Genomic DNA, 25,124 nt, shown 5'->3' on the forward strand with positions numbered 1-25,124 from the left:
AACCTCATGATTTTGAATTATAGAGGCTTTTTAATTAAAATTGCAGTTTGAATGGCCCTTCGAAATACGTCTGATAAGAATCTATAAGCTTACCTTTCATATCATATACGCCAATAGTTATGTTTTGTTTTGAAAGTTTCATATCATTTTCCGGGAAGCTGATATTGATTGTTCCTTTCGAAATTTTATCCCGGTCTACCTGGATCTTGCTGGATGCACTGTAGGTGACCTCACCGTGTGCAGGCTCAAGAATTTTTATTGTTACAATCTTTTTATCGTTGGTTTTATTAAGGAATGTATAATTGTAAGTATTGGTAATTTTACCGTCTCTTACAAAGAATGTGCTTCCTGCCGGCTTAATGAATTTCGCCTCCATTTCTCCTCTGCTGTATAGAAGGAATCCGAGGAATCCCACTAATAAAACAAGAACCACCGCAAAACCTTTCATCCTGCCTGTAAATTTGAATTCGGTCTGGTTTTCAATTTCATTTTCCGATGCGTATCGGATGAGTCCTTTTGGAAGGCCTACTTTTTCCATTACTTCATCACATGCATCAATACATGCGGTACAGTTTACACATTCCAGCTGCTGCCCGTCCCTGATGTCAATTCCTGTAGGACAAACAACTACGCACTGATGACAGTCGATACAGTCTCCTTTTCCTGCAGCCTTACGGTCTTCACCTTTTCTCCATTTAGATCTGTTTTCTCCTCTTTTAAAGTCGTAGAAAACATTAATCGTGTCTTTATCAATTAAAACGCCCTGAAGTCTGCCGTATGGACAAACCAAAGTACAAACCTGTTCTCTGAACCAAGCAAATACAAAGTAAAATGCTGCTGAAAACAGAACCATTATAATAAAGTTGGTAGGATGAGCAAAAGGCCCTTCTGATATAATTCTGAAGATTTCCTGATAACCAACGATATACATGAGCATAAAGTGTGTGATAATCAGGGAGATGATCACATAAACCGACCATTTCAAGCTTCGCTTCCATATCTTTTCGCTGTTCCATTCCTGTCTGTCCAGCTTCATCTGCCTGTTTCGGTCCCCTTCAATAAGATATTCAATTTTACGGAAGATAGATTCCATAAAAATTGTCTGAGGGCATATCCATCCGCAGAAAATTCTTCCGAACGCAATCGTAAAAATGATGATAAATATTAAGGATGCAATAGCACCTAGAGTAAGGATAAAAAAGTCCTGTGGATAGAAAGGCTGTCCGAAAATGAAAAACTCCCTATCGATAACATTAAACAAAAAGAACGGATTGCCATTGATTTTGAGGAATGGTACTGTAAAATAAATAATTAATAAAGCATAACTTACAATGTTTCTATAATTGGTGTATTTCCCTTTTGGTTTTCTCGGGAATACCCATTTTCTCTTACCGGATTGCTCCATTGTCCCGATAGAATCTCTGTAAGTTTCAGGATCCAGAACCTGGCCCTGTCCACCTCGTACTTCTATTTCTTCTATGTCTGACATTTGTAATATATTTTAAAAAAGAAAAAACATAATTCGTTACTATTTTAATCTAATAACAAATTATGTTTTTTTCATATGTTTCTAATTTCTTAAAATTATTCTTTTTCCCAATGCGCTTCGGTTCCCTGAGGAGCAGCTCCTCCCTGGGCCTGCGTCACCGGCGGTTGTTCCTGATTGATGTGATATACATATGCTGCAATCTTTTCAATCTCTGCACCAGAAACTTCTCCGTTCTTACCGAATGCTCTCATCGATGGGTTAGTAGGAGAACCATTCCAGTCCATGTGGAAAACGTTTTTAAATAAAGTCTTTTCCGGCTGGTTGATCCAGTAGTTGTCAGTAAGGTTTGGACCGATACCACCACTTCCGTCTTCTTTGTGACAAGATGCACAGTTGGTTTTGAATAGTTCTTTTCCTTCTGCGATATTGTCGGCAGAGTATTTTGCTGTTTCTATAGTTACAGGAGGCTGTTCAGATTCATATTTTGCAATGCTGGCCATCTGCTCTTTATATTCCTGCTCGTATTCGCTCAACGGGTGTGCGAAATCTGTGAAGGAATAAGCTGCGATATATACAATACAAAAAGCAGTCCCAAAATAGAATAAACCTACCCACCATTTTGGAAGCTGGTTATCCAATTCCATGATCCCATCGAAGCCATGGTCGATAAGGATATCTTTTTCTTCTGTAGCAGATTGTTTTTTGAATGCACTGTCGTACATTCTTCTTAAGAAAGGAACTTTCTTTTCTGCCAGATAAGCTGCTTTTTCTTCCGGAGATAGCTTTTTGAATTTATTATTTTCAATCAAATCTCCAATAGCACTGTGGATGTATGCCAAGATAGCACTGATCACAACAGTTCCCCAGAAGTAAGGTGAAGCTAGGAACGAGTAGCTCTGTACAAACAAATAATAAAAAACTATTAAAAGTCCAGTTATTATTAAGATGTTTACAACAACAGGTGTTCTTTGTTTCATAATAAATAGTTTAATTTTTTAAATTAAAATCGTCATCCTCGTCATCCCCAAGTGGAGCCTCTTCTTCCTCTTTGTAATATTTTTTAGGCCTGCTAAAAACATAGATTACCAGAGCTATGAAGAACAGCATAAAGAAAATCAGAGCCAACGTCTGGTAGAGACCAGCGTTTTCTGTATTGGATAATATATCTTTAAAGTTCTGAGGAATCATGTGAACCTTTTAATGTTTAGTTAGTACTTGCTGTTTTTATTTCTGTAGTCTTGATATCTGTCCCTAATCTCTGAAGATAAGAAATAAGAGCTACGATCTCTTTTTTCTCCAATTCTCCCTGAGGTCTCTTAGCATAAGCTACCTTAAGGTCATTAGCTTCAGAGAAGATGTCTTTTACGATCTTTGTTGCCTGGTTGTCTGCCCATTTGTTTGCAGAATCTATTTCAGCTTTCGTATAAGGAACTTCAAATGTATTCTTCATCAGCTTCATTTTGTCTACCATTTTAGATCTGTCTAAGTTAGTAGCAATTAGCCAAGGATAACGAGGCATGATAGAACCTGCTGATGTAGATCTTGGGTTATACATGTGTTTGTAGTGCCAAGAACTTGGGTTTTTACCTCCCTCTCTATGTAAATCCGGTCCTGTTCTCTTAGAACCCCAAAGGAATGGTCTGTCGTATACAAATTCTCCCGCTTTAGAATACTGTCCGTTCTTACCGTTGAATCTGGTGATCTCATCCCTGAACGGTCTGATCATCTGAGAGTGACAAGCATTACATCCTTCACGGATATAAATATCTCTACCTTCCAGCTCAAGCGGTGAATATGGTTTTACAGCTGAAATTGTAGGTACACTTTTCTTAAGAGATAGTGTAGGGATAATTTCAATTGAACTACCTATGGAAATAGTGAAGAAAGATAAGATACCTAATAATACCGGCATTCTTTCAAGCCATAAGTGAGTCCCTTCACCTTCTTTACGTTTGTTTCCAATATTAGCCAACGCAGGTGCTTCAGCAGGAACTTCTTTCTGGAATGAACCTTTTCTTACCGTAGCGATTACGTTAACGATCATTAAGATAGATCCGGAAATATAAAAAATACCTCCTAAGAATCTCATCTTGAAATAAGGAATGATAGCAGTTACTGTATCCAACCAGTTTTTGTACATCAAAGTACCGTCCGGATTAAACTGTTTCCACATCAAACCTTGTGTGAATCCTGAAATATACATTGGTACTGCGTAGAAAATAATTCCTAATGTCCCTAACCAGAAGTGCCAGTTAGCTAGTTTTACAGACCAAAGTTTTGTTCTCCACATAATGGGTACTAAATAATAGATAACCCCGAATGCCATGAAACCATTCCACCCAAGAGCCCCTAAGTGTACGTGACCAATAACCCAGTCTGTAAAGTGACCAATTTTGTTGATGTTTTTAGTTGCCAAAAGCGGACCTTCAAATGTTGCCATACCGTAGCATGTAACAGCCACTACAAAGAACTTAAGAATAGGGTTTTCCCTTACTTTATCCCAAGCTCCTCTCAGCGTAAGAAGACCATTTAGCATTCCTCCCCAAGACGGTGCGATAAGCATGATAGAGAAACCAGTTCCCACAGCCTGCGCCCATGCCGGAAGAGCTGTATACTGAAGGTGGTGAGGACCAGCCCAGATATATACGAAAATTAATGACCAGAAGTGAATAATAGACAGTTTATAAGAGAAAACCGGTCTGTCTGCTGCCTTCGGAAGGAAGTAATACATCAAACCAAGAACCGGAGTCGTCAGTACGAATGCAACGGCATTGTGACCGTACCACCATTGTACAATAGCATCTTTTACCCCTGCATATGCTGAATATGATTTCCAGCCGGCGAAAGATAATGGAACTTCAAGGTTATTGAAGATGTGAAGCATTGCCACCGCAATCCATGTACCGATATAGAACCAGATAGCCACATAAAGGTGTCTTACTCTTCTTTTTGCAATGGTCAGGAACATGTTGATCCCGAAAATGATCCATGAGAATGCAATCAATATGTCGATCGGCCATTCGTGTTCAGCATATTCTTTTGAAGTATTGATCCCCATAAAGAATGTAACGAACGTAGCAACGATCATAAACTGCCAAGTCCAGAAATGCAACCAGGATAATGTATCACTGTACATTCTTGTTTTTAATAATCTCTGTAATGAGTAATAAATACCGGTATAAACGATATTACATACAAATGCAAAGATCACGGTATTGGTATGAAGCATTCTGATTCTACCAAAACCAAATGCACCATGAGTGTTTATTAACCCTTGAATATTGCCTGATGCAAGGCTTTTGATGGTTGTATCATCTGTACCGAATATAAATTCCGGCAATTCCGGGTAGAAAAGCATTAATGCCGCCGTAAGCCCGAACGTAAATCCTATAAGACCGAAAACTAAGGTCGCATAAAGGAACGCACGGACAATACTGTTGTCATAACTAAACTTTTGTGTTTCCATATCAACTATTCACTTTTTTCTTCAATTTTATTATTCTCTCCTATTTTTTTCTCGTCTTTATCTTTGTTGCCGTTTTCATCCTTTTCCTTGATTTCTCCATTATCAAAAAGGATTCTGACAGCCGGGGATTCATCATCCTCAAACTGCCCTTTTCGGGCATACACTATAAATACGACCAAGAAAATCGCAGCCAAAGAAACACTGCAGAGGATCATTAAATATAGAATATCCATTGGACAACAAAATTAACCTATTTTCGGGGTTCAAATTTAGTGAAAAATAATGACATTCATCACGAAATGCGGATTTCAGCTAATTTAAAATCAGTCTAAATAAGGGCTTCTACGCCTGTTTTTTGAAATATTTCCGGCCTAAAATCCAGGTGGAAAGAGTAGTGAATGCAACCACGGTAATGGAACTGATTGGCATGATGATTGCTGCAAAGAGCGGATGCATCTGGCCTGTAACTGCGTAACTTAAACCAACGATATTGTATAAAAAACTGATTATGAATGTCATTTTTACAATGGTAATCGATCCTTTGCAGACATTCAGGTAGTTGTCTAATGTCACTACTTTATCACCATTCATGATCACATCAGAAGAAGGCGTAAAGCTGTTCGTGTCATCGGCAATAGCGATTCCCACATTACTTTGTTTCAATGCTCCGGCATCATTAAGGCCGTCTCCCAGCATAGCTACTTTCATGTTCTGATCCTGAAGATTTTTGATATAGTTGAGTTTGTCTTCCGGGCTTTGATTAAAAGCCATTCCCTGATATGTGGGGATAAGTTCTTTAAGTTGGTTTTCTTCAGAAGAGTTATCGCCGCTCAGAATGAATATTTTGTAGCTCGTAAGCTTTGTGAACAGCTCTTTTAATTTCGGACGATACTCATTTTTGAAGATGAATTTACCTAAAAATTCTCCATTTTTGCTGATATATACAGCAGTTTCAAGGTTTTTGGGTTCCTGATTATTATAACGGGCAGAGCCGATTTTATATACGTTTCCTCGTACGCTGGCTTCATACCCTTTTCCTGAAATCTCACGGAAATTCTCTACCGGGAAATAATCGTCATTGACCTCAATAAATTCATACAGAGATTTAGAAAGCGGGTGATTGGAATTCTTTAATAATGTTTTGATATTCAGGCGGTCAAATTCATTAATTTCGGAGCCTTCATATCTGATATTTGATTTTTTTCTGTGGGTGATGGTTCCCGTTTTGTCAAAAACAATGGTATCCAGTTTGGCGATCTTTTCAATTGTCAGAGTATCTTTCACATAAAACTTGTTACGGCCTAGAATCCTCATGATGTGCCCAAAAGTAAATGGTGCAGATAATGCAAGTGCACAAGGACAGGCAATAATAAGAATGGCTGAAATTACTTGGAACATGGTGTTCAGATCAATAAAAGCCCAGTAAATTCCTGAGATTAATGCAATGCCTAAAATGATGAATGTGAAATACTTGCTGACATTGTTGGTTAGTGTATCAAGGCCTGTTTCATGCTTTTTAAAAGCTTCCTTGTTCCAAAGCTGTGTCAGGTAACTTTGATCCACATCTTTGATTACTTCTAACTCTAATGACGAGCCAATCTGCTTTCCACCCGCAAAGATTTTATCACCCGGCTGCTTGCTGATGCTTTCGCTTTCTCCGGTGATAAAGCTGTTGTCTATATTTCCTTCACCGTTGATCAGTATAGCGTCAACAGGAATGATTTCCTGGTTTCTGACCAAAATTCTGTCCCCTACCTTAATTTCAGAAAGAAGAATATTGTCCTGCTTTCCTTCGAAGTCTACTTTGGTAACCGCAATAGGGTAGAATGATTTATAATCTCTGTCGTAGGATAAGGCGCTATACGTTCTTTTCTGGAAAATTTTCCCCATTAGCATAAAGAAAAGCAATCCACACAATGTATCAAAATATCCAGGACCGTAATCTGTAACCACTTCGTAAATGCTTCGTCCGAAAAGAACAAGTATCCCCAGAACAATAGGAACATCGATGTTAACAATTTTATTCTTTAATCCATACCAGGCAGATTTGTAATAATCCGAAGCGGAATAAAATACAACCGGACATGCCAAAAGGAACATCAGTGTTCTGAAAAGTCCTTTATAATGTTCCATCCAGAAATCTTCACCTCCTACGTATTCAGGGAAAGCCAGGAACATTCCGTTTCCGAATGCAAAACCGGCAATGGCGAATTTTATAAGCAGAGATTTGTCAAGATGATCTACGTTTTTATCAGCGGTTTCAAGGCTGATAACGGGTTTATAGCCAAGATTGGTTAAGAAATTAGCTAATTCGCTTAATTTTAGATCGTTATGATTGAATGAGATCTGCAAGGTCTTTCTGGTGAAATTTACCTGAGAGTAATTGATGTGCTCATTCAAAGTATGCAGGCTTTCCAGAAGCCATATGCATGAAGAACAGTGTATTACAGGAATTTTAAAAGTAACAAGACTTGTTTTTCCTTCTGAGAAATCCGTAATTTTTTCGAAGATCTCCGGAGTGTCAAGATATTCAAATTGGGAAGAGCTTTCATCGGGACGAATTCCTGCTCTTTTATTAAGTTCGTAGAAATTGGTTAAATCATTGAGATTCAGAATTTCGTAGACAGACTTGCAGCCATTGCAGCAGAAAGTCTTTTCATCAAATAAAATTCGCTCCTTTTCTATACCTTGACCACAATGAAAACAGTTCTCGCTCACCACCATAATATATTGAACTACAAAATTATAACAATTTTTTTTGTTTATCGCGTTAAAAAGTTCTATTTTTGTGATAAATGTCATATAAAATGTCGCAGGAACAACAGATTGCAATTGAAGAGAGGTTCGCCAGAGTTTTTAATGATAAATCATTTAAGGAAAGACTTTCTAGCACTGATTTTGAAAAATATATTAACAGCAAGAAAAAATTAAGTTTTCAGAAGCACGACACGATTTTCGAAGACGGAGAAACGCCAAAGGGAGTATACGTTTTAGAAAAAGGAGCCGCCAAGCTTTCCAAGTCCGGAGCTTTTGGAAAAGATCAGATCTTAAGATTTATCAAAGAGGGGGATATTATCGGCTATCGTTCATTACTTTGCGGGGAAAATTTCCAGGCAAAAGCTGAGGCTATGACAGACATTGAATGCATTTTCCTTCCGGCAGATGTTTTCATGTATCTTCTGGAGGTAGATCCGCAGCTTTCTTTTGCGATGCTTCAGAAAATCTCTTACGAACTGGGAGAATCATCCAATACTATAACCTTCCTTGCACAGAAAACGGTAAGAGAAAGACTGGCAGAGATCCTGATTCTTCTGGAACAGAAATTGGGAGTAGATCCTGAAGGGTTTATTAAAATTTCGCTCACCAGAGAAGAAATTGCCAACATCATCGGTACTGCTACAGAAAGTGCCATCCGTTTGATCTCTGAATTCAAACAGGACAGTCTCATAGAAGTAGACGGAAGGAATATCAAAATTTTGAACCACGACAAACTGATGAAACTAGGTCACGTAGTTTTATAACAATCATACAAAAACTTAAGTCGGCGAAAGCCGACTTTTTTAACTTTTAAAAAATAGATACATTATGTCTGTTCATTCTGAAATTAAAAAAGTTACGACTGAAACCTTGCGAAAAATGAAATTCGACAAGGAAAAAATAACAATGCTTACCGCTTACGATTTTACCACCGCAAAAATGGTAGATGCCGGAGGTGTTGATGCTATTTTGATTGGGGATTCTGCAGCCAATGTAATGGCTGGTTTTGAAACCACTTTGCCGATCACGCTGGATCAGATGATTTATCATGCTCAAAGTGTTGTTCGTGGAGTTGACAGAGCTCTTGTGGTGGCAGATCTTCCGTTCGGAACCTACCAGAGTAATCCTGAGAAAGCATTGGAATCAGCGGTAAGAATGATGAAAGAAGGTGGGGCCCATGCTGTAAAAATTGAAGGGGGAAAAGAAATTTCAAAATCTATTAAAAAAATTATCAATGCCGGAATTCCTGTAATGGGACATTTGGGACTAACACCGCAGTCTATCTACAAATTCGGAACCTATAAAGTAAGAGCTAAAGAAGAAGCCGAAGCTGAAAAACTGATCAGTGATGCACAGCTTTTGGAAGAACTGGGATGCTTTTCAATTGTTTTAGAAAAAATTCCTGCTGATTTAGCCAAAAAAGTATCGGAAAGTATTTCTATTCCGACTATCGGGATTGGTGCCGGAGCTGACTGTGACGGACAGGTTCTCGTATATCATGATATGGTTGGGATGAATAAAGGTTTCAGCCCGAAGTTCTTAAGAAGATATCTTGATCTGTATACAGAAATTACCGGAGCCGTTGCCCAGTATGTAAAAGATGTGAAAAGTGTTGAATTTCCTAATGAAAATGAAAGCTACTAATTGATGATGAACCAACAACAATCTCTTCAGGGAATCTTATCCATCGCAGCAATTATATGTATGGCGGTAGGCTGGTTTAATTTATTCTCCCCGGAAATCAACGAGCTTCTCTCCAGAAAAGTCTTTTATGTATTGATAGGAGCGAGTTTCTTCGTTCAGGCACCGCTACTTGCCAATAAAAATTTTATGTACGCCATGTACGTAGCGGCGGCAATTTGTGTAATCGGAGCATTTCTGCCGGCAGATTCTAAACTTTCAATGCTTAAAACAATTGGTCTTCTCGGAGGAATTATCATTTCTTTCACCAACAGGCCAAGGCGTTCGTAATGTATGAAGGAGCAGATTGTATATGAAGATAACCATCTTCTGGTGGTTAACAAAAAAGTAGGACAGCTTGTTCAGGGCGATAAAACCGGTGATGAATCCTTGCTGGAGTCTATTAAGAATTTTATAAAAAAAAGAGATGCTAAGCCGGGAAATGTTTTTCTCGGCTTAGTTCACCGTATAGACCGCCCGACATCGGGTCTGGTCATTTATGCCAAAACTTCCAAAGCACTTTCCCGTCTTACCCAGATGGTCAAGAACAGAGAGGTTAAAAAAACCTATTGGGCTGTTGTGGGAAAAGAAATGATTCCTCAGAGTCAGAGACTTGTTCATTATTTGAAAAAGAATGAAAAGAACAATAAGGCAATTGTTTTTCCCAAAGTAACCGAAGGGGCAAAAGAAGCCATTCTGACTTATCATGTTATTAAAACATTAGATAATTATATGCTTCTTGAAATTGATCTGGAAACCGGAAGGCATCATCAGATCCGTGCACAACTTTCAAAAACAGGGATTCCTATCAAAGGAGATCTGAAATACGGAGCTCCCCGTTCCAATCCGGACGGTGGAATTAATCTTCATGCAAGAAAACTGGAGTTTATTCATCCCGTTACCAAAGAAAAAATAGAAATTACAGCTCCCGTTCCGCAGAATGATGCCATTTGGAAGGCCTGCGAAGAATAAAAAATCTGATCCTGTATATTTTTACAGGATTTTTTTTTTTGCTTTAAACATTGAATTTCACTGCTGGTTGCCTGGTTTTGTTTTTTCCATTATCTGTGATAAATTACTTGTTTTTAATATAAATAATGAGGTAAATCTTATTTTTTATTTAATTTTTCGTAAAAATTAATATCTTAGTTGGGAATTTAATCCAATCCCATATGAAACATTTTTACAATTTTTTTTCTCAAGGAAGAGAAAAAGTAAAGTATTTAAAAAGTGCCTTATTCAGTTTTACCGCTTTGATTACAGGCAGTAGTTTAGTATCAGCACAGGTAAGTGCTTATAGTTTTACCCAGTCTTCCGGAACCTATACTCCTATTGTAGGAACTGCATTGGCAGATGCCACTGGTAATACTTCGACAACAAACCTTAACAGTAATGTTTACCCTTTAACCCTGCCTTTCGATTTTGTATTTAACGGAACTTCGTACAACGCATTGAACGTGTCAACGAACGGATTTGTCACTTTTGGTGCAACGGCTCCGGGCACAACTACCACCACTCCAATATCAAGTACTACAGCCTATGATGGGGCAGTTTCTGTTTTTGGAAGGGACATAAGTAGTTTTTTTGACATCAGTGGATCTACCGGGAATATCAGTTGGGAAATCATCGGTTCGGCTCCCAACAGGGAGGCTGTTATTCAATGGAAAAACTTCAGACCCAATAGCAGTACCTCTACAGCTGCGGTATATGCTTTTTCATTTCAGGCTCGTTTAAAGGAAACCTCGAATATTATTGAAATGGTTTATAGCAGCGGGGCTTATTTAGTAGGAAGTACAACTGTCTCAGGAACAGCTCAGATCGGCCTGAGAGGGGCTTCCACAGCTGATTTTAATAGCCGGCTTAATGCAACAACACTGGAATTTATAAACTCTACTGTGGGAACCGCAAATAACAGTACACAGGCGTTCAATACAGCTAATTCAATTCCGGGAATGCCTTCTGCGGGGTTAACCTATACCTGGACACCGCCAACATGCTATGTTCCATCGGGACTTACGGCAGGTACAACCACCAGTAATGGCGCTTCCATATCTTGGACTGCCTCTTCATCAGCTCCATCAGGGTATGATATTTATTACAGTACTGCCAACACACCTCCAACATCTTCTACAGTACCTACTAATCCAAATGTTCCCGGGACTTCAGCTTCCATAGGATCATTGGCGCCTTCTACATTATATTATATCTGGATCAGATCAAATTGTGGAGGCGGAAATACGAGTGTATGGTCGCTTCAGCCTATACAGGTTGTAACACAATGCCTGCCACCGGCAATTCTTACAACTGCTGGTGCTACTGTTTGTCCTAATCAGACTGCAACACTTTCGGCTACAGCAGATACCGGAGCATCTATAACCTGGTATGATGCTGCTACGGCAGGAAATGTAGTAGGTACAGGACCGAGTTTTACAACTCCTGTATTAAGCAGTACCACTCCTTATTATGTAACTGCTTCAACTGGAAATACATCTTCAACCGGAATGACGAATGCTATATCTACATCAGGTTATACACTGGATGCAGGCTTGCTTTTTGATGTTTATTCTACTGTTACTATTAACGGGGTAAATGTATACCCGATGGGTACAGGAGCTGGAACTGTAGAAATTGCTTTACAGGATGGGAATGTTTCCCCTGCTGTAACATTACAGACAATTACAGTAAACCTGACGGGTTCTGCAGCTCCTTATGTAAAGACTTATGTTCCCTTGAATTTTACAATTCAGCCGGGAAGTAATTATAAACTAATGATGTTAACAAGATCAGGCAACGTGTCCGGATTAATAAGAGAATCAGGAGGCACCTGGGGAAGTTATCCCTTTACGGTTCCGGGAGCATTATCTATAACAGCAGGTAACCTTACCGGAAATACGGCTTCAACATCTTATTATTACTTCTATGACTGGCAGATTACCAGCAAATGTGAGAGTGCAAGAACAACTGTTACTGCAACAGTGGACAGCGCCTGCTTAAGTACATCCGAAGTGAATGCTAAAGATCAGATGAAAGTATATCCTAATCCATTTAAAGATATCATCACCATTACTGATATTGAAAAAGTAAAATCTATTCAGATTTTTGACAGTGCAGGAAGAATGATAAAAATTATTGAGAATCCATCTCAAGAAATTTATTTAGGAGAATTGAAATCAGGGTTATACATTCTAAATCTTAGTATGAAAGACGGAAGTATTGGCCACGTAAAAGCGATTAAAAAATAAAAATTTTAAATAAAAAAATAAAAAGCCCGGAGTTGTAAGCAGCTTCGGGCTTTTGTTTTTTCAATCTTATATTTTGCCTGTTCTGAAAAAATACTTACCTTCGTCACAACTTTAGGGGTGTCTGTAGACATACAGACTGAGACTTTACCCTTTGAACCTGATCTGGATTATACCAGCGTAGGGAAAAGTAAATGACTTTTGCTGTACATTCTATTGTACAATGACGGCCATTCCTAAAGTATATATAAAATAATTAGGAATGGAACTTACAATCAACCACACTACGAAAACATTTGAAGTACTTCCGGATAATCTGGAAGCACTGATGGCTATGGAAATACCCGGAAAGAAAAAAGGGATAGCCGTGGCTCTCAATAACCGTATTATTCCATTGTCCGCCTGGGCAGAAACAATCCTTAAAAACAAAGATTCAGTTTTAATCATTACTGCCACTCAGGGCGGTTAATTCACTTAATAATACAAAAACTTATGGCTCATTCAATCACTTGTTCGCCATTTCCGAACGCCAGGAAAATTTACGTTGAAGGAAAAATACATCCTATCAACGTAGCAATGCGTGAAATTCACCTAAGTCCCACGAAGCTTAGCAACGGAACTTTGGAAGATAACCCGCCAGTTACTATTTATGATACTTCGGGTCCCTATACGGATGAAAATGCATCCATCGATATCACGAAAGGGCTTCCCCGGATCAGGGAGCAATGGATACTGGACAGAAAAGATGTGGATGTCCTGAACGGAATCACTTCAGAATACGGAAAAGCACGTCTGGCAGATTCCCGCCTTGATGAACTGCGTTTTACATACGATCACAAGCCTAAGGTAGCCAAAGAAGGATTTGAACTTACCCAGCTTTACTATGCGAAACAGGGAATCATTACCCCTGAAATGGAATATGTAGCGATCAGGGAAAATCAACGGATCGAGCAGTTGGAAACAGTTTCTAAGGAAATGTCATTTCAGCATCCCGGAAACAGTTTTGGTGCCAATACTCCGAAAAGCAGGATAAGTCCTGAATTTGTGAGAGACGAAATTGCTGCAGGAAGAGCAATTATCCCGAATAATATCAATCACCCGGAGAGTGAGCCGATGATCATTGGACGTAATTTTTTGGTTAAAATTAATGCCAATATCGGAAACAGTGCTGTTTCATCAAGTATTGAAGAAGAAGTAGAGAAAGCAGTTTGGGCCTGCCGTTGGGGAGCAGATACCATCATGGATTTATCAACAGGAAAAAACATTCATGAAACTAGAGAATGGATCATCAGAAACAGTCCGGTTCCTATTGGTACCGTCCCAATTTATCAGGCCTTGGAAAAAGTAAAAGGAGTTCCGGAAGACCTGACTTGGGAAGTTTTTAAAGATACCTTAATTGAACAGGCAGAACAGGGGGTTTCATACTTTACTATTCATGCCGGAGTCTTATTGAGATATATCCATCTTACCGCAAAAAGAGTAACAGGTATAGTTTCAAGGGGAGGTTCCATCATGGCAAAATGGTGCCTTTACCACCATAAAGAAAACTTTTTGTACACTCATTTTGAAGAGATCTGTGAGATCATGAAGAAATACGATGTGGCTTTTTCCCTTGGAGATGGCCTCCGCCCGGGATCTATTGCGGATGCCAACGATGCTGCGCAGTTTGCAGAACTTGAAACTTTAGGTGAGCTGACTAAAATTGCATGGAAGCACAATGTACAGGTAATGATTGAAGGTCCGGGGCATGTACCCATGCACATGATTAAAGAAAATATGGATAAGCAATTGGAAGAATGCCATGAAGCTCCGTTTTATACTTTGGGACCTTTGACGACAGATATTGCACCCGGTTACGACCATATTACCTCAGGCATCGGAGCAGCTATGATCGGTTGGTTCGGATGTGCGATGCTGTGTTATGTAACCCCGAAAGAACATTTAGGTCTCCCAAACAAAGAAGATGTAAAAGTTGGAGTTATTACTTACAAACTAGCTGCACATGCTGCAGATTTGGCAAAAGGACATCCTGGAGCGCAATATAGAGACAATGCTTTGAGTAAAGCCAGATTTGAATTCAGATGGGAAGACCAGTTCAATCTTTCATTGGATCCTGATACGGCCAGGGCTTATCACGATGAAACGCTTCCGGCAGAAGGGGCTAAAATTGCCCATTTCTGTTCCATGTGCGGCCCGAAATTCTGTTCTATGAAAATTACTCAGGAGATCCGGGATTCTGCAGAAAAAGGAATGTTGGATAAATCTCAGGAATTTATTGAAAAAGGAAAAGAAATTTATATATGATACTTGTTATCACTCCGGAAACCATAGTTCAAAACGAAACGGAGATCATCAATCATCTGTTTCAGGAGGGACTGGATCTGCTTCATATAAGAAAACCAATGATAAACCGGGAAGAAATAATAAATTTCCTGTACGGTATTGATGAGGAATTTTATCCTCAATTGGTACTGCACGGATATTATGATTTGGGGAAGGATCATCATATTTCCCGGTTTCATTTCAGAGAAGCAGACAGGAACGGGGAGGTTTATACATCTTATATAGGACAAAATATTATTTCAACATCGGTACATCATATTGAAACCTTTAATGATTTGGGAAAAGAATGGGAGTATGCATTTATAAGCCCGGTTTTTCCAAGTATTTCTAAAAAAGGGTACGGTGAGCATTCAAATGTTATGAAGGATATTAAGCATAGAAGCAATCAGAACGTAAGATTAATTGCATTGGGAGGAATTGACGAAAATAACATCTGTAAAGTATTTGAAAACGGAGCAGACGGAGCGGCACTCCTGGGTGCGATTTGGGAAAATGATCAACCTTTAAATACATTCAGGAAATGCAGACAGAGCGTCCTTTCGTTATGAGTATTGCTGGATTTGACCCCTCAGGAGGGGCAGGTATTTTAGCAGATATAAAAACATTTGAACAGATTGGGGCAATGGGATTTGGGGTATGCACTGCGATGACCATTCAGACTGCATCTGAATGTTTAACCATAGAGTGGCGATCTTTAGATGAAATAATATCCTCTGTAGCCATTCTGATGAGAGATTATCCTGTTGAGGTTATCAAGATTGGGATAGTAAAAGACGCTGTGTTTCTGGAAAATATTATAGAAACTGTACGGTCCCATAGTGCCGGAGTAAAAATCATCTGGGATCCCGTATTAAAAAGTACCTCAGAGTTTTCTTTTTTTGATCTGGAAACCTTATCCCGTTTGACTGATGTTTTAAGAAAGATTGACCTCATCACGCCCAATTATAATGAATATAGGGTTTTACAAGAATGTAATCTTTTAGATCAAGGCGAAATCTCTTGCGCAGTACTACTCAAAGGTGGTCACAGAACAGATAAAATCGGTACAGATATCCTTACCGGGAATGGAAAAGAAGTTTCATTGGAGCCGAACCTTAATGAACCTTCCGTCTATTATCCGAAACATGGTTCAGGATGCGTGCTGTCTTCAGCAATTGCCGGTTGGCTGGCAAAAGGAGAAAATTTGGAAGATGCCTGCAGGAAAGGAAAGTTATATACCGAAAATTTTTTAAAAAGTAACCCGTCTTTATTGGGTTTTCATTCAGTTTAAACATGGAAAAATTACAATATATCTCTCAGGGACAAACCAAAGAAGAGCAGGAGTTTAATATCCGGAAAGCTTTAGATAATGGTATAAAATGGTTGCAGGTCCGCTGGAAAAATGCTGATGAAGGTAAGTTTTTTCAGCTCTGTGAAATTTCAAATAAACTTTGTTCAGAATACCATACGGTTTGTATCATTAATGATCATGTTCAAATAGCAAAAGATATTGATGCAGACGGTGTCCATTTGGGTTTACAGGACGGGTCCGTTGAAATGGCGAGAAGCCTTTTAGGTAAAAATAAAATCATCGGAGGAACAGCTAATACCCTTTCAGACGTCCTTCAAAGAATCAATGAGCCATGTGATTATATAGGTTTAGGACCTTTGAGATTTACATCTACAAAAGAAAAGCTGAGCCCGATCCTCGGGTTTGAAGGCTACCAGAATATTATTAAAAGTTTAAAAGACAGATTAATCACCATTCCGAAGATCTACGCCATCGGAGGAGTTGGGCTTCAGGATATTGAGCCTCTTCAGCAAATCGGAATATATGGAGTAGCGGTTTCGGGACAGATCACCAACTGCCCTGCTGCCATCAGTGAATTTAAAAAAGCAATGATATGAATAATCAGAAATTAATAATAGCAGACAGAATATTTGACTCTAGACTGTTCCTCGGAACCGGAAAATTCGGAAACCTTCAGGAAATGGCGGCCTCTGTGATCGCTTCGGGTACAGATATGGTTACCATGGCACTGAAAAGAATAGATTCCGGTGCGGCAGAAGACGGGTTATTGGATTCATTAAAAGGAACCAATGTTCACCTTCTCCCCAATACCTCAGGTGCCAGAACGGCAAAGGAAGCGGTATTGGCAGCACAGCTCGCAAGAGAAGCCTTGGAAACCAACTGGGTAAAATTAGAGATCCATCCCGATCCGAAGTACCTTCTTCCGGATCCTATTGAGACCCTGTATGCAACAGAAGAACTGGCCAAATTGGGATTTATCGTAATGCCTTACATCCACGCTGATCCGGTTTTATGCAAACGTCTGGAAGATGCCGGGACCGCTGTGGTAATGCCTTTGGGAGCTCCAATCGGGACGAATAAAGGGTTGAAAACATTAGATTTTTTAGAGATTATCATCAACCAGAGCAATGTCCCCGTTGTGGTAGATGCCGGAATAGGAGCCCCCTCGGATGCTGCAAAAGCAATGGAAATGGGAGCTGATGCCGTTCTTGTCAATACTGCAATCGCTGTAGCAAGAAACCCTGTCAATATGGCTCTGGCCTTTAAAGAAGGAGTTATTGCCGGAAGAAGAGCCTTTGAATCAGGATTAGGGGCAATAGCGGATCATGCTGAAGCATCAAGTCCCTTGACCTCCTTTTTATTTGAATAAAAACAGCAGAAAAAAATGAACAGCTTTAAAGATGCTTTTGAACGCTATCATTGGGATGAGATAAAGAAAAGACTCGGAAAAGTAACCCATCCAGACGTACTGAACAGCCTTCAGAAGAAACACCGGACGATGGAGGATTTTCTCAATCTTATTTCTCCTGTTGCTGCCCAGGAGCTGGAGCTGATGGCCAAAATGACCCGCGAGCTTACCCAGAAACGCTTTGGGAAAACCATCCAGCTGTATGCACCGATGTACCTCAGTAATGAATGCCAGAATATCTGTACTTATTGTGGTTTCAGCCTGGATAATAACGTAAGGAGAAAAACCCTTTCCGATACGGAACTGATGATAGAAGCCTCTGTCCTGAAATCTATGGGAGTGAATCACGTTTTGTTAGTCAGTGGAGAGGCTAATAAAACAGTTGGAATTTCATATTTCCTGAATGCGGTTCGCCTGCTGAAGCCTCATTTTGCGAATATTTCGATTGAAGTACAGCCTTTGTCTGAAGAAGAATATCTCCAGCTGCATCAGGAAGGTGTTTATTCTGTGTTAGTCTATCAGGAGACCTATCATCAGGAAGTCTATAAAGAATACCACCCCAAAGGAAAGAAATCTAATTTTCATTTCCGATTGGATACACCGGACAGGATTGGACGTGCCGGAATTCATAAGATTGGTCTTGGTGTTCTGCTTGGGCTGGAAGACTGGCGTGTAGACAGTTTCTTTAATGCACTTCACATTGATTATCTGCAGAAACAATACTGGAAAAGCCGTTTTTCAGTTTCATTTCCCAGACTAAGGCCTGCGGAAGGAACCGTCGAGCCTAATTTTATTATGGAAGATAAAGACCTGTTGCAACTGATCTGTGCCTACAGAATTTGGAATGAAGACCTGGAAATTTCAATATCCACAAGGGAAAATGAAAAATTCAGAGACAATATCATATCCCTCGGAGCCACAGCAATGAGTGCCGCATCAAAGACCAATCCTGGAGGCTACGCCGTTGACGTAGAATCTCTGGAACAGTTTGAAACCAGCGACGAACGAAGCATGGAAGATGTGAAAAGGAGCATCAGAAAAGCCGGCTATGATCCGGTCATGAAAGATTGGGATCCTGCATACAACGGAATTTAAACCATTAAGGCATTGAAGCAATTAAGTTAACCTTAAAGCAATATCTCTTAACAGCTTAAAAAATATTAATGGTTAAAAAACAAATTATGGGATGAAAAGTAAAGACATTCTTGCAAGATACAGCCGGCAGATATTCATAGAAAAAATTGGATTGGAAGGACAAAAAAAGATCAGGTCATCCAAAATCCTTGTCATTGGAGCAGGAGGCTTGGGAAGCCCTATTATTCAATACCTCACAGCAGCCGGAGTCGGAACTTTAGGCATTGCAGATTTTGATGAGGTGGAACTTCACAACCTGAACCGCCAGATCATTCACAATGAAAATACAGTTGGAATTTCAAAGGTCAGAAGCGCAGAAGCGTTTGTCAATAAACTTAATCATCAGGTGGAATTTATTGGAATTGATATAAAAATTGATGGCTCAAATGCAGAAGAAATCCTTTCACAGTATGATATTATTGTTGACGGATCCGATAATTTTACAACCAGATATTTAATCAATGATACCTGTGTGAAGCTTGGGAAGCCTTTGGTGTACGGAAGTATCCTTGGTTTTTCAGGACAAACTGCCGTGTTCAACTATCAAGGAAGCAAAAACCTTAGAGACTTGTTCCCGGAACCGCCTTTTGACGAAGATTTACCGGATTGTGACAGTCTCGGAGTTTTGGGAGCATTGCCGGGAATTGTAGGAAGCATGATGGCTTTACAAGTTTTAAAGATCATTACAGGACTTCCTGTACAGCCGGATCAGCTTACCCTTATCGATACTCTGGAATGGAGATTTCAGACCATAGATTTTTAATTATATTGTTTTTAAATAAATGAGGCAGTAAAGAAATTTTGCTGCCTCATTTTATATGGATAAGTTACTAGGGAGTTTGCAGTACGCCAGTATCCTCTTTTTTAGTCTGGTTCAGGATATTCGGATCTTCCTTAGCCAGTTTATTTTTCGTAGGAATTTTATAGTTAATTGAAATTCCGAAATTTCTTGTGTCATACTTACTTCTGATCATTACCGCCTGTCCTTCGGGTGGATTGGAATATACCTGCATCACCTGTCCGTTGAAGATATCATTTGCGAAAACAGAAACCGTAAGACGGTTGTTCATAAACTTCTTGGTCAGCGTGATATCCAGATTATTGTTGAATGGCTTATCTGCTGTAAAGTAGAAATATCCCGCTTTTGGAGTCAGATAGCTGTAATTGGCGGTCAGTTTGATATCTTTAGGTAAGAGCAATTGGGTCATGATATTGAAGATCCAGAAGCCTTTGTTGCTTAAATTATCGATCTCATGCTTCTGGTATCCTGCGTACAGATACATGAAATTAATTTTATCAGGATTAAAATTAAATTTCATGATTTCGCTCATCGGTTTGCTGAAAATCATAAAAGGAATCGGAAGACCCAGGTTAAAGTTGTGAATTTTCATATTCGAAATATTCACTTGCTTATTGAAAAGATTTTTGCCTTCTTTCATGACGATCTGCGCTACCTGATCTTTAGCAGAACTTACACTGTATCCGATAAAAGCATAATCAAATGCTGAGACTTTTAATTCATAATTATCAAAGATCGTAGGCTGAAGATCCGGATTACCCGTGACCTGCGTATTTGGGCTGCCGAATGTTACATTATTCGGATTCAGGGCAGAAATGCTCGGAAGGCTGATTTTTTTGTTATAGTTGGCAGCCACATAAACCTGGTTCATCAGGCTGTACTGTACACTTGCATTAGGGAAAAGCTTAAACCTGTTGAAGGTGGTGAGATCTCTTTCAAGAACAGCGCCGTCTTTTATTGTTCTTGTAATCCCTGAAATATCATAATTTTCAGCTCGAGCACCTAAAATAAAATCAAACTTCTTCAGTTTCGCCTGAAATTCAAGATAAGTGGAAGCCGTCTGTCTCTGGTATTCCAGATTGGTAAGGCCTTTGTTTTCTGTGTCATAATCCTGTCTTTCATATAAACCTCCTAAGCTTACTTTACCACCGTCCATAAGCTTAATCGGCTGAGAATAGTCCACCTTGAAATTTGCCACCCTCATATCCGATTTATTGTCAAGCACATTTTCTCCACCGGTATTAAGAAAAGGCTGCCAAAAATCTGTATAAAATCCTCTCTGGAAAAAATTATCCTGAGCGAACTTAGATGTAGATTTTGTATACCCGAACTGGAAGTCCAGCTTTTGGGTCTTGTCGCTGAAACGCTTCTGATACGTTACAACTGCCTCTTGTCTTAGGTTGTTGGTATGAGCAACATCGGATGCCTCATAATCAGCTTCGCGGTATTTGATAGGATTAAGGTTGACCGGGATGTCAGCAAGTCCTCTACTCGCCGTATAGTTGTCATTATTATTATGATAAATATCGTAGTTTACTAATAATCTGTCCTGTCCAAGATCAAAAGTCAGACCAGATTTAGCAAAATAACCACGTCCTATTCTGTCTGTATTGTTGTGAAGAAGTACGTCCTGGTCACCGTTCAGCATACTTTCACGGTAATTTTGGCCTACATTCAGCTGCCATCCGAAATACTTGTTTCTGGCATTTAAGTTTAATGAATTGGTAGTTCTGCTTCTGAATTTATCGTAATTTGTAAACGAGTAATTTCCTGAATAAGTTGCCGTTAAATATTTATTGGCATTTTTATTCGTAATGATATTCATGATCGCACCTCCTGAAGTAGCAGGAAATTCTGCACCTGGCTGCGTAATCACTTCAATTCTGTCTACCGAATTTGCCGGCATCCCCTCCAGGAAAGAATTCAATTCATTCGAAGTAATATTTAAAGGTCTTCCGTTTAGATAAACATCCAGAATTTTTCCTTGATACATCATTCCCGCGATATCGGTAGCAACCAGACCGGGAAGTTTTTTAATACCTTCCAGAACGTTACCGTTATTAAGCTGAGGCTGCTCAGAAAAATCAAAAATAGTACGGTCTGCTTTCTGTTCAACGGCTTTTTTAGTTTTTGTGATAACTACGCCTTCAATTTGCTTTTCCTCCACTGCATTACTGCTGCTCTTCTCCTGCGAATAGGCAAAAAAAGATCCCAGCAGGGATAAAGCTAATATAGTTTTTTTCATAATGTTTTTTTACTACTGTTCGGTTAGACGTAAAAAAGAGCAATTTGTTACGGTAAAATTTGTGAAAAGTTAAATTTTTAGGCAATTATTTTTTTTATTCCGAAATAATTATATCTTTGCCACGTAATTATCAAGAATCTCATAGATGGGATAGCAACCTGCAAAAACAAGCAAGGTGCTGAAATAGATAAGCCGGTATGTCCGGAAAAAATGTTTATTCTCTATTTTCTCCCCATCTTGACATTTTTGTTTTAAAAATTAAATCAATGTTTAAAGACAAGAGAAATCACAAGACCAATTTAAATTTTCGTTTCTCAGATCATGAAATAACCTTTCATCATTCTGACCTCTTTTCATGCCATTTCCATATGTGCATGTGTTGTTGTTTCTAAACTTCTTTAAAATAATATCAATATTCAGACTTTTCACAGTAACCTAAAAATAAGGTTACGGGAAGACTGTTGCCAAAAATCAAACAAACAATCAGCAATAAAAAATATAAAAAACACATGTATAATTTCGATAAAAAAATAATCCTGGCTTCGGCAGCTCTTATTTCAGCATTTTACTTTGGCCAGACGGATTCTGCATCATCCAAAAAGATAGATGATGTAGTGATCCTGGGATCAAGAGGATCCGGAAGATCCCTTACAGAAACTCCGGTTCCGGTAGATATTATCAATATCTCAAAGATTTTAAGACAAAGTCCGGTTAATAATATAAGCCAGGCTCTCAACTATGTGGTGCCTTCATTTTCTTCCACTTCACATACCGTGAACGATGGAACTGACTTTGTCGACCCGGCTCTACTCAGAGGACTTGGACCGGACCAGGTTTTGGTTTTGCTTAACGGGAAAAGAAGATATCAGTCTTCTCTTATTAATGTTACATTGACACCAGGAAGAGGTTCGGTGGGAACAGACCTTAATGCTATCCCTGCCTTTGCTCTGGATAAGATTGAAGTGCTGAGAGACGGAGCTTCTGCTCAATATGGCTCTGATGCCATTGCCGGAGTCGTGAATTTAGGACTTAAAAGACGGTTAGGATTATCAGGGCAGGTTTTTCTGGGAGGATACGCTTCACCGGTCGCCAATAATTTTTCCGGAGGAGTAGACGGGCAGACCATTTCTGCAGACTTGAACTATGGAGCAAAAATTGGTGAAAAAGGATTTATTAATGTAACAGGTTCCGTACAGTATCGTGATCCATATTCAAGAGCGGATGTACGCCAGGGAAATATTTATAATGCCTATAATGCAATTAATTACAGAGCACTGCAGAACGGAGTCAATATCGATGGATTATATAAAAATATTACTAATACTTCCAACACTCAGCAGATCATTAATACAGTCAAGCAATATGCATCACAGGTTGATTATTTTTCACAGGATTTTAAAGATGAAATATCAGGAGCTAACAGTATTTCGGCATTACAAGGTTTGTTAGGTAAAGATTTTACTGATCAGGAACTTAATTACAGAGGCTTGGAAAGAAAAGATTTCAGCTTAAGAGCTGGGCAATCTAAGCTGCAGTCGGCACAGCTATTTTTCAATTCTGAAATTCCCGTCAGTGAAGACTGGAAAGTTTATTCCTTTGGAGGGTACAGCTACCGTTTGGGAAATGCAGGAGGATTTTACCGCCTGCCGAATACAGAAAGAAATATCAATGCGGTTACTCCCAATGGATATCTACCACAAATTGAAGCCAATGTAAATGATTATTCCTTAGCCGGAGGAATCAAAGGAAAATGGAACGGCTGGAATGTAGATTTGAGTAATACTTTTGGGAAGAATGCTTTTAATTTCGGTGTGGTGAATACATTTAATGCATCTCTGGGAGATCGCTCACCAAGGACTTTTGAAGCAGGAGGATCTGAATTTCTACAAAATACGCTGAATCTGGATTTCTCCAAAAAATATGATGTTCTTCACGGCCTGAATGTAGCCTTCGGAGGAGAATATCGCTATGAAAACTATAAAGTGAATGCAGGAGACGAAAATTCCTATGTCTCCTATGATATTTATGGACATGTAGTCACTGCTGCTACCCCTGAAAATGAAAAAGTGACTGATTTCTTTGGAACTATAAGACCGGCCGGATCACAGGTCTTCCCGGGATTCAGTCCGGATAACGCCGTTTCCGGAAACCGAAACAGTATTGCGGCATATGCAGATATTGAGATTGAACCAACTGATTGGTGGCTGCTGGAAGGAGCTGTGCGTTTTGAAAATTATTCAGACTTCGGTTCTACCTTTAATTATAAATTGGCGACCAATGTAAAACTGACTAAAAATTTCAACTGGAGAGGAGCGGTTTCCACAGGATTCAGGGCACCTTCTTTAGCGCAGATCTACTACAGTTCCACCTCTACACTGATTCAGCAGGGTCAGACGACACAGGTAGGGACTTTCAGAAATAATTCTGAAGCAGCCCAGGCATTAGGAATTCCAAAACTGAAACAGGAAACTTCACAGTCTTACAGTACTGGAATTACCTGGAAAATTCCTGCTTTAAGTCTTGTATTTACAGCCGATGCCTATCTTATAAAGATTAAGGATAGAGTAGTTCTGACTGATTTGTTTTTCCGTCCAGATAAGATCGAAGGGCCTGATGACCAGGTATTACAAAGTGCTTTTGATCTTGCAAGAGCCAGTGCTGCGAATTTCTTTGCCAATGCAGTAGATTCCCAGACCAAAGGATTGGATATCACAGTTTCCCAGAATACAAGAATTTCAGAAGGAATATCTTTAGAGAATAATTTGGGGCTTAATTTTAATCAGACCAGGAGGGTTGGTGATATTCATGCCTCGTCGAAACTGGTAAGCCAGATCAATAATTATTTCTCTGAGCCGAACAGAGTGTATTTTGAAGAAGCCGTACCGCGTATCAAGGCAACTCTTGCCAATACACTGAAATTCTCAGCACTTACTGTTGCCCTTAGAAACTCCTACTTTGGAAAGGTGACGGATGCTGATGTGCTGGATGCCAACTTTGACGGAGTTATTGAAAGTAGAGAGCATTTTGTTTTGAGTGAACGTTTTGTAACAGACCTTTCCGTAGGCTATGATTTCAACAAAAATATTTCGGCAACGATAGGGAGCAATAATATATTTAATATTCTGCCTTCCAGGAGCCCAAACATCAGTTCGTTAACGGCTGATAACCAGTTTGTCTATTCAAGACAGGTATCGCAATATGGTATAGGAGGGCGATTTGTATTTGCGAGAGTGGAATTTAAATTTTAAGACAAATAAAGGATAAGCAGAATAA

The 25,124-nt window shown here is 39.3% G+C and carries 21 protein-coding genes and 2 riboswitches; of the genes, 14 read left to right on the forward strand and 7 right to left on the reverse strand.

The window, feature by feature from the left end; all coding sequences use genetic code 11:
* Positions 1–34: 34 nt before the first annotated feature.
* The 6 genes from ccoG to J2T03_RS14710 form a co-directional block, all read right to left on the reverse strand.
* Positions 35–1,489: a cytochrome c oxidase accessory protein CcoG gene (gene ccoG / locus J2T03_RS14685; RefSeq protein WP_306841559.1), complete on the reverse strand. Its 1,455-nt coding sequence runs from the start codon at positions 1,487–1,489 to the stop codon at positions 35–37.
* A gap of 95 nt (positions 1,490–1,584) precedes the next feature.
* Positions 1,585–2,466, reverse strand: a complete 882-nt coding sequence (locus J2T03_RS14690; protein WP_306841561.1) for a cbb3-type cytochrome c oxidase N-terminal domain-containing protein — start codon at positions 2,464–2,466, stop codon at positions 1,585–1,587.
* 10 nt (positions 2,467–2,476) lie between these two features.
* Complete coding sequence (locus J2T03_RS14695) at positions 2,477–2,677, reverse strand: cbb3-type cytochrome oxidase subunit 3 (RefSeq protein ID WP_111958529.1); 201 nt, start codon at positions 2,675–2,677, stop codon at positions 2,477–2,479.
* A 16-nt stretch (positions 2,678–2,693) separates the two neighbouring features.
* A complete protein-coding gene (ccoN, locus tag J2T03_RS14700) occupies positions 2,694–4,955 on the reverse strand; it encodes a cytochrome-c oxidase, cbb3-type subunit I (RefSeq protein ID WP_306841565.1) in 2,262 nt (753 codons plus the stop codon).
* A gap of 5 nt (positions 4,956–4,960) precedes the next feature.
* Complete coding sequence (gene ccoS, locus J2T03_RS14705; protein WP_184162681.1) at positions 4,961–5,188, reverse strand: cbb3-type cytochrome oxidase assembly protein CcoS; 228 nt, start codon at positions 5,186–5,188, stop codon at positions 4,961–4,963.
* A 109-nt stretch (positions 5,189–5,297) separates the two neighbouring features.
* On the reverse strand, positions 5,298–7,673 hold the full coding sequence (locus J2T03_RS14710; RefSeq protein WP_307212173.1) for a heavy metal translocating P-type ATPase: 2,376 nt from the start codon (positions 7,671–7,673) through the stop codon (positions 5,298–5,300).
* Positions 7,674–7,762: 89 nt separating this feature from the next.
* Here J2T03_RS14710 and J2T03_RS14715 point away from each other — a divergent pair, with 89 nt between their 5' ends.
* The 13 genes from J2T03_RS14715 to J2T03_RS14775 all read left to right on the forward strand — a co-directional run bounded on the left by J2T03_RS14715 (position 7,763) and on the right by J2T03_RS14775 (position 19,570).
* The gene (locus J2T03_RS14715) at positions 7,763–8,476 is read left to right on the forward strand and encodes a Crp/Fnr family transcriptional regulator (RefSeq protein WP_062652074.1); all 714 of its coding nucleotides are present in this window, start codon (positions 7,763–7,765) and stop codon (positions 8,474–8,476) included.
* A gap of 64 nt (positions 8,477–8,540) precedes the next feature.
* Positions 8,541–9,356: a 3-methyl-2-oxobutanoate hydroxymethyltransferase gene (gene panB / locus J2T03_RS14720; protein WP_111958535.1), complete on the forward strand. Its 816-nt coding sequence runs from the start codon at positions 8,541–8,543 to the stop codon at positions 9,354–9,356.
* A gap of 3 nt (positions 9,357–9,359) precedes the next feature.
* Entirely contained in the window at positions 9,360–9,683 is a 324-nt protein-coding gene (locus J2T03_RS14725) for a hypothetical protein (protein WP_306841575.1), read from the forward strand.
* A 3-nt stretch (positions 9,684–9,686) separates the two neighbouring features.
* Positions 9,687–10,364 (forward strand): RluA family pseudouridine synthase, encoded by a 678-nt coding sequence (locus J2T03_RS14730; RefSeq protein WP_306841577.1) that lies wholly within the window; start codon positions 9,687–9,689, stop codon positions 10,362–10,364.
* A gap of 200 nt (positions 10,365–10,564) precedes the next feature.
* Entirely contained in the window at positions 10,565–12,634 is a 2,070-nt protein-coding gene (locus J2T03_RS14735; RefSeq protein WP_307212175.1) for an Ig-like domain-containing protein, read from the forward strand.
* 103 nt (positions 12,635–12,737) lie between these two features.
* Positions 12,738–12,835, forward strand: a riboswitch (TPP riboswitch).
* A gap of 58 nt (positions 12,836–12,893) precedes the next feature.
* Positions 12,894–13,100 (forward strand): sulfur carrier protein ThiS, encoded by a 207-nt coding sequence (gene thiS, locus J2T03_RS14740; RefSeq protein ID WP_307212177.1) that lies wholly within the window; start codon positions 12,894–12,896, stop codon positions 13,098–13,100.
* A gap of 23 nt (positions 13,101–13,123) precedes the next feature.
* Positions 13,124–14,935 (forward strand): phosphomethylpyrimidine synthase ThiC, encoded by a 1,812-nt coding sequence (gene thiC / locus J2T03_RS14745; protein WP_306841583.1) that lies wholly within the window; start codon positions 13,124–13,126, stop codon positions 14,933–14,935.
* Complete coding sequence (locus J2T03_RS14750; RefSeq protein WP_307212179.1) at positions 14,932–15,522, forward strand: thiamine phosphate synthase; 591 nt, start codon at positions 14,932–14,934, stop codon at positions 15,520–15,522. The genes thiC and J2T03_RS14750 overlap by 4 nt, the downstream gene beginning before the upstream one ends.
* A complete protein-coding gene (locus J2T03_RS14755; protein ID WP_307212182.1) occupies positions 15,495–16,244 on the forward strand; it encodes a hydroxymethylpyrimidine/phosphomethylpyrimidine kinase in 750 nt (249 codons plus the stop codon). The genes J2T03_RS14750 and J2T03_RS14755 overlap by 28 nt, the downstream gene beginning before the upstream one ends.
* A gap of 2 nt (positions 16,245–16,246) precedes the next feature.
* Positions 16,247–16,861: a thiamine phosphate synthase gene (gene thiE, locus J2T03_RS14760; protein WP_307212185.1), complete on the forward strand. Its 615-nt coding sequence runs from the start codon at positions 16,247–16,249 to the stop codon at positions 16,859–16,861.
* Entirely contained in the window at positions 16,858–17,634 is a 777-nt protein-coding gene (locus J2T03_RS14765; RefSeq protein ID WP_307212186.1) for a thiazole synthase, read from the forward strand. The genes thiE and J2T03_RS14765 overlap by 4 nt, the downstream gene beginning before the upstream one ends.
* A gap of 15 nt (positions 17,635–17,649) precedes the next feature.
* Complete coding sequence (gene thiH / locus J2T03_RS14770) at positions 17,650–18,768, forward strand: 2-iminoacetate synthase ThiH (protein WP_307212189.1); 1,119 nt, start codon at positions 17,650–17,652, stop codon at positions 18,766–18,768.
* 91 nt (positions 18,769–18,859) lie between these two features.
* On the forward strand, positions 18,860–19,570 hold the full coding sequence (locus tag J2T03_RS14775) for a HesA/MoeB/ThiF family protein (protein ID WP_307212193.1): 711 nt from the start codon (positions 18,860–18,862) through the stop codon (positions 19,568–19,570).
* Between the two features lie 67 nt (positions 19,571–19,637).
* Here J2T03_RS14775 and J2T03_RS14780 read toward each other — a convergent pair whose 3' ends face one another.
* Positions 19,638–21,851 (reverse strand): outer membrane beta-barrel family protein, encoded by a 2,214-nt coding sequence (locus J2T03_RS14780; protein ID WP_307212195.1) that lies wholly within the window; start codon positions 21,849–21,851, stop codon positions 19,638–19,640.
* A 122-nt stretch (positions 21,852–21,973) separates the two neighbouring features.
* Positions 21,974–22,072: riboswitch (SAM-I-IV-variant riboswitch) on the forward strand.
* A gap of 288 nt (positions 22,073–22,360) precedes the next feature.
* On the opposite strand from J2T03_RS14780, the gene J2T03_RS14785 reads away from it, so the two are divergent.
* Positions 22,361–25,099, forward strand: a complete 2,739-nt coding sequence (locus tag J2T03_RS14785) for a TonB-dependent receptor plug domain-containing protein (RefSeq protein WP_307212198.1) — start codon at positions 22,361–22,363, stop codon at positions 25,097–25,099.
* Positions 25,100–25,124 lie beyond the last annotated feature (25 nt).

This window comes from Chryseobacterium lathyri (genome assembly GCF_030812195.1).
Lineage (GTDB): Bacteria > Bacteroidota > Bacteroidia > Flavobacteriales > Weeksellaceae > Chryseobacterium > Chryseobacterium lathyri_A.

Coding starts and splice junctions, on each gene's coding strand:
- thiH (WP_307212189.1), top strand. CDS start 17,650: ATGAACAGCTTTAAAGATGCTTTTGAACGCTATCATTGGGATGAGATA.
- panB (WP_111958535.1), top strand. CDS start 8,541: ATGTCTGTTCATTCTGAAATTAAAAAAGTTACGACTGAAACCTTGCGA.
- J2T03_RS14730 (WP_306841577.1), top strand. CDS start 9,687: ATGAAGGAGCAGATTGTATATGAAGATAACCATCTTCTGGTGGTTAAC.
- J2T03_RS14785 (WP_307212198.1), top strand. CDS start 22,361: ATGTATAATTTCGATAAAAAAATAATCCTGGCTTCGGCAGCTCTTATT.
- thiC (WP_306841583.1), top strand. CDS start 13,124: ATGGCTCATTCAATCACTTGTTCGCCATTTCCGAACGCCAGGAAAATT.
- J2T03_RS14695 (WP_111958529.1), bottom strand. CDS start 2,677: ATGATTCCTCAGAACTTTAAAGATATATTATCCAATACAGAAAACGCT.
- J2T03_RS14765 (WP_307212186.1), top strand. CDS start 16,858: ATGAATAATCAGAAATTAATAATAGCAGACAGAATATTTGACTCTAGA.
- J2T03_RS14750 (WP_307212179.1), top strand. CDS start 14,932: ATGATACTTGTTATCACTCCGGAAACCATAGTTCAAAACGAAACGGAG.
- J2T03_RS14775 (WP_307212193.1), top strand. CDS start 18,860: ATGAAAAGTAAAGACATTCTTGCAAGATACAGCCGGCAGATATTCATA.
- J2T03_RS14735 (WP_307212175.1), top strand. CDS start 10,565: ATGAAACATTTTTACAATTTTTTTTCTCAAGGAAGAGAAAAAGTAAAG.
- J2T03_RS14755 (WP_307212182.1), top strand. CDS start 15,495: ATGCAGACAGAGCGTCCTTTCGTTATGAGTATTGCTGGATTTGACCCC.
- J2T03_RS14715 (WP_062652074.1), top strand. CDS start 7,763: ATGTCGCAGGAACAACAGATTGCAATTGAAGAGAGGTTCGCCAGAGTT.
- ccoN (WP_306841565.1), bottom strand. CDS start 4,955: ATGGAAACACAAAAGTTTAGTTATGACAACAGTATTGTCCGTGCGTTC.
- J2T03_RS14780 (WP_307212195.1), bottom strand. CDS start 21,851: ATGAAAAAAACTATATTAGCTTTATCCCTGCTGGGATCTTTTTTTGCC.
- thiE (WP_307212185.1), top strand. CDS start 16,247: ATGGAAAAATTACAATATATCTCTCAGGGACAAACCAAAGAAGAGCAG.
- J2T03_RS14725 (WP_306841575.1), top strand. CDS start 9,360: ATGATGAACCAACAACAATCTCTTCAGGGAATCTTATCCATCGCAGCA.
- thiS (WP_307212177.1), top strand. CDS start 12,894: ATGGAACTTACAATCAACCACACTACGAAAACATTTGAAGTACTTCCG.
- ccoG (WP_306841559.1), bottom strand. CDS start 1,489: ATGTCAGACATAGAAGAAATAGAAGTACGAGGTGGACAGGGCCAGGTT.
- J2T03_RS14690 (WP_306841561.1), bottom strand. CDS start 2,466: ATGAAACAAAGAACACCTGTTGTTGTAAACATCTTAATAATAACTGGA.
- ccoS (WP_184162681.1), bottom strand. CDS start 5,188: ATGGATATTCTATATTTAATGATCCTCTGCAGTGTTTCTTTGGCTGCG.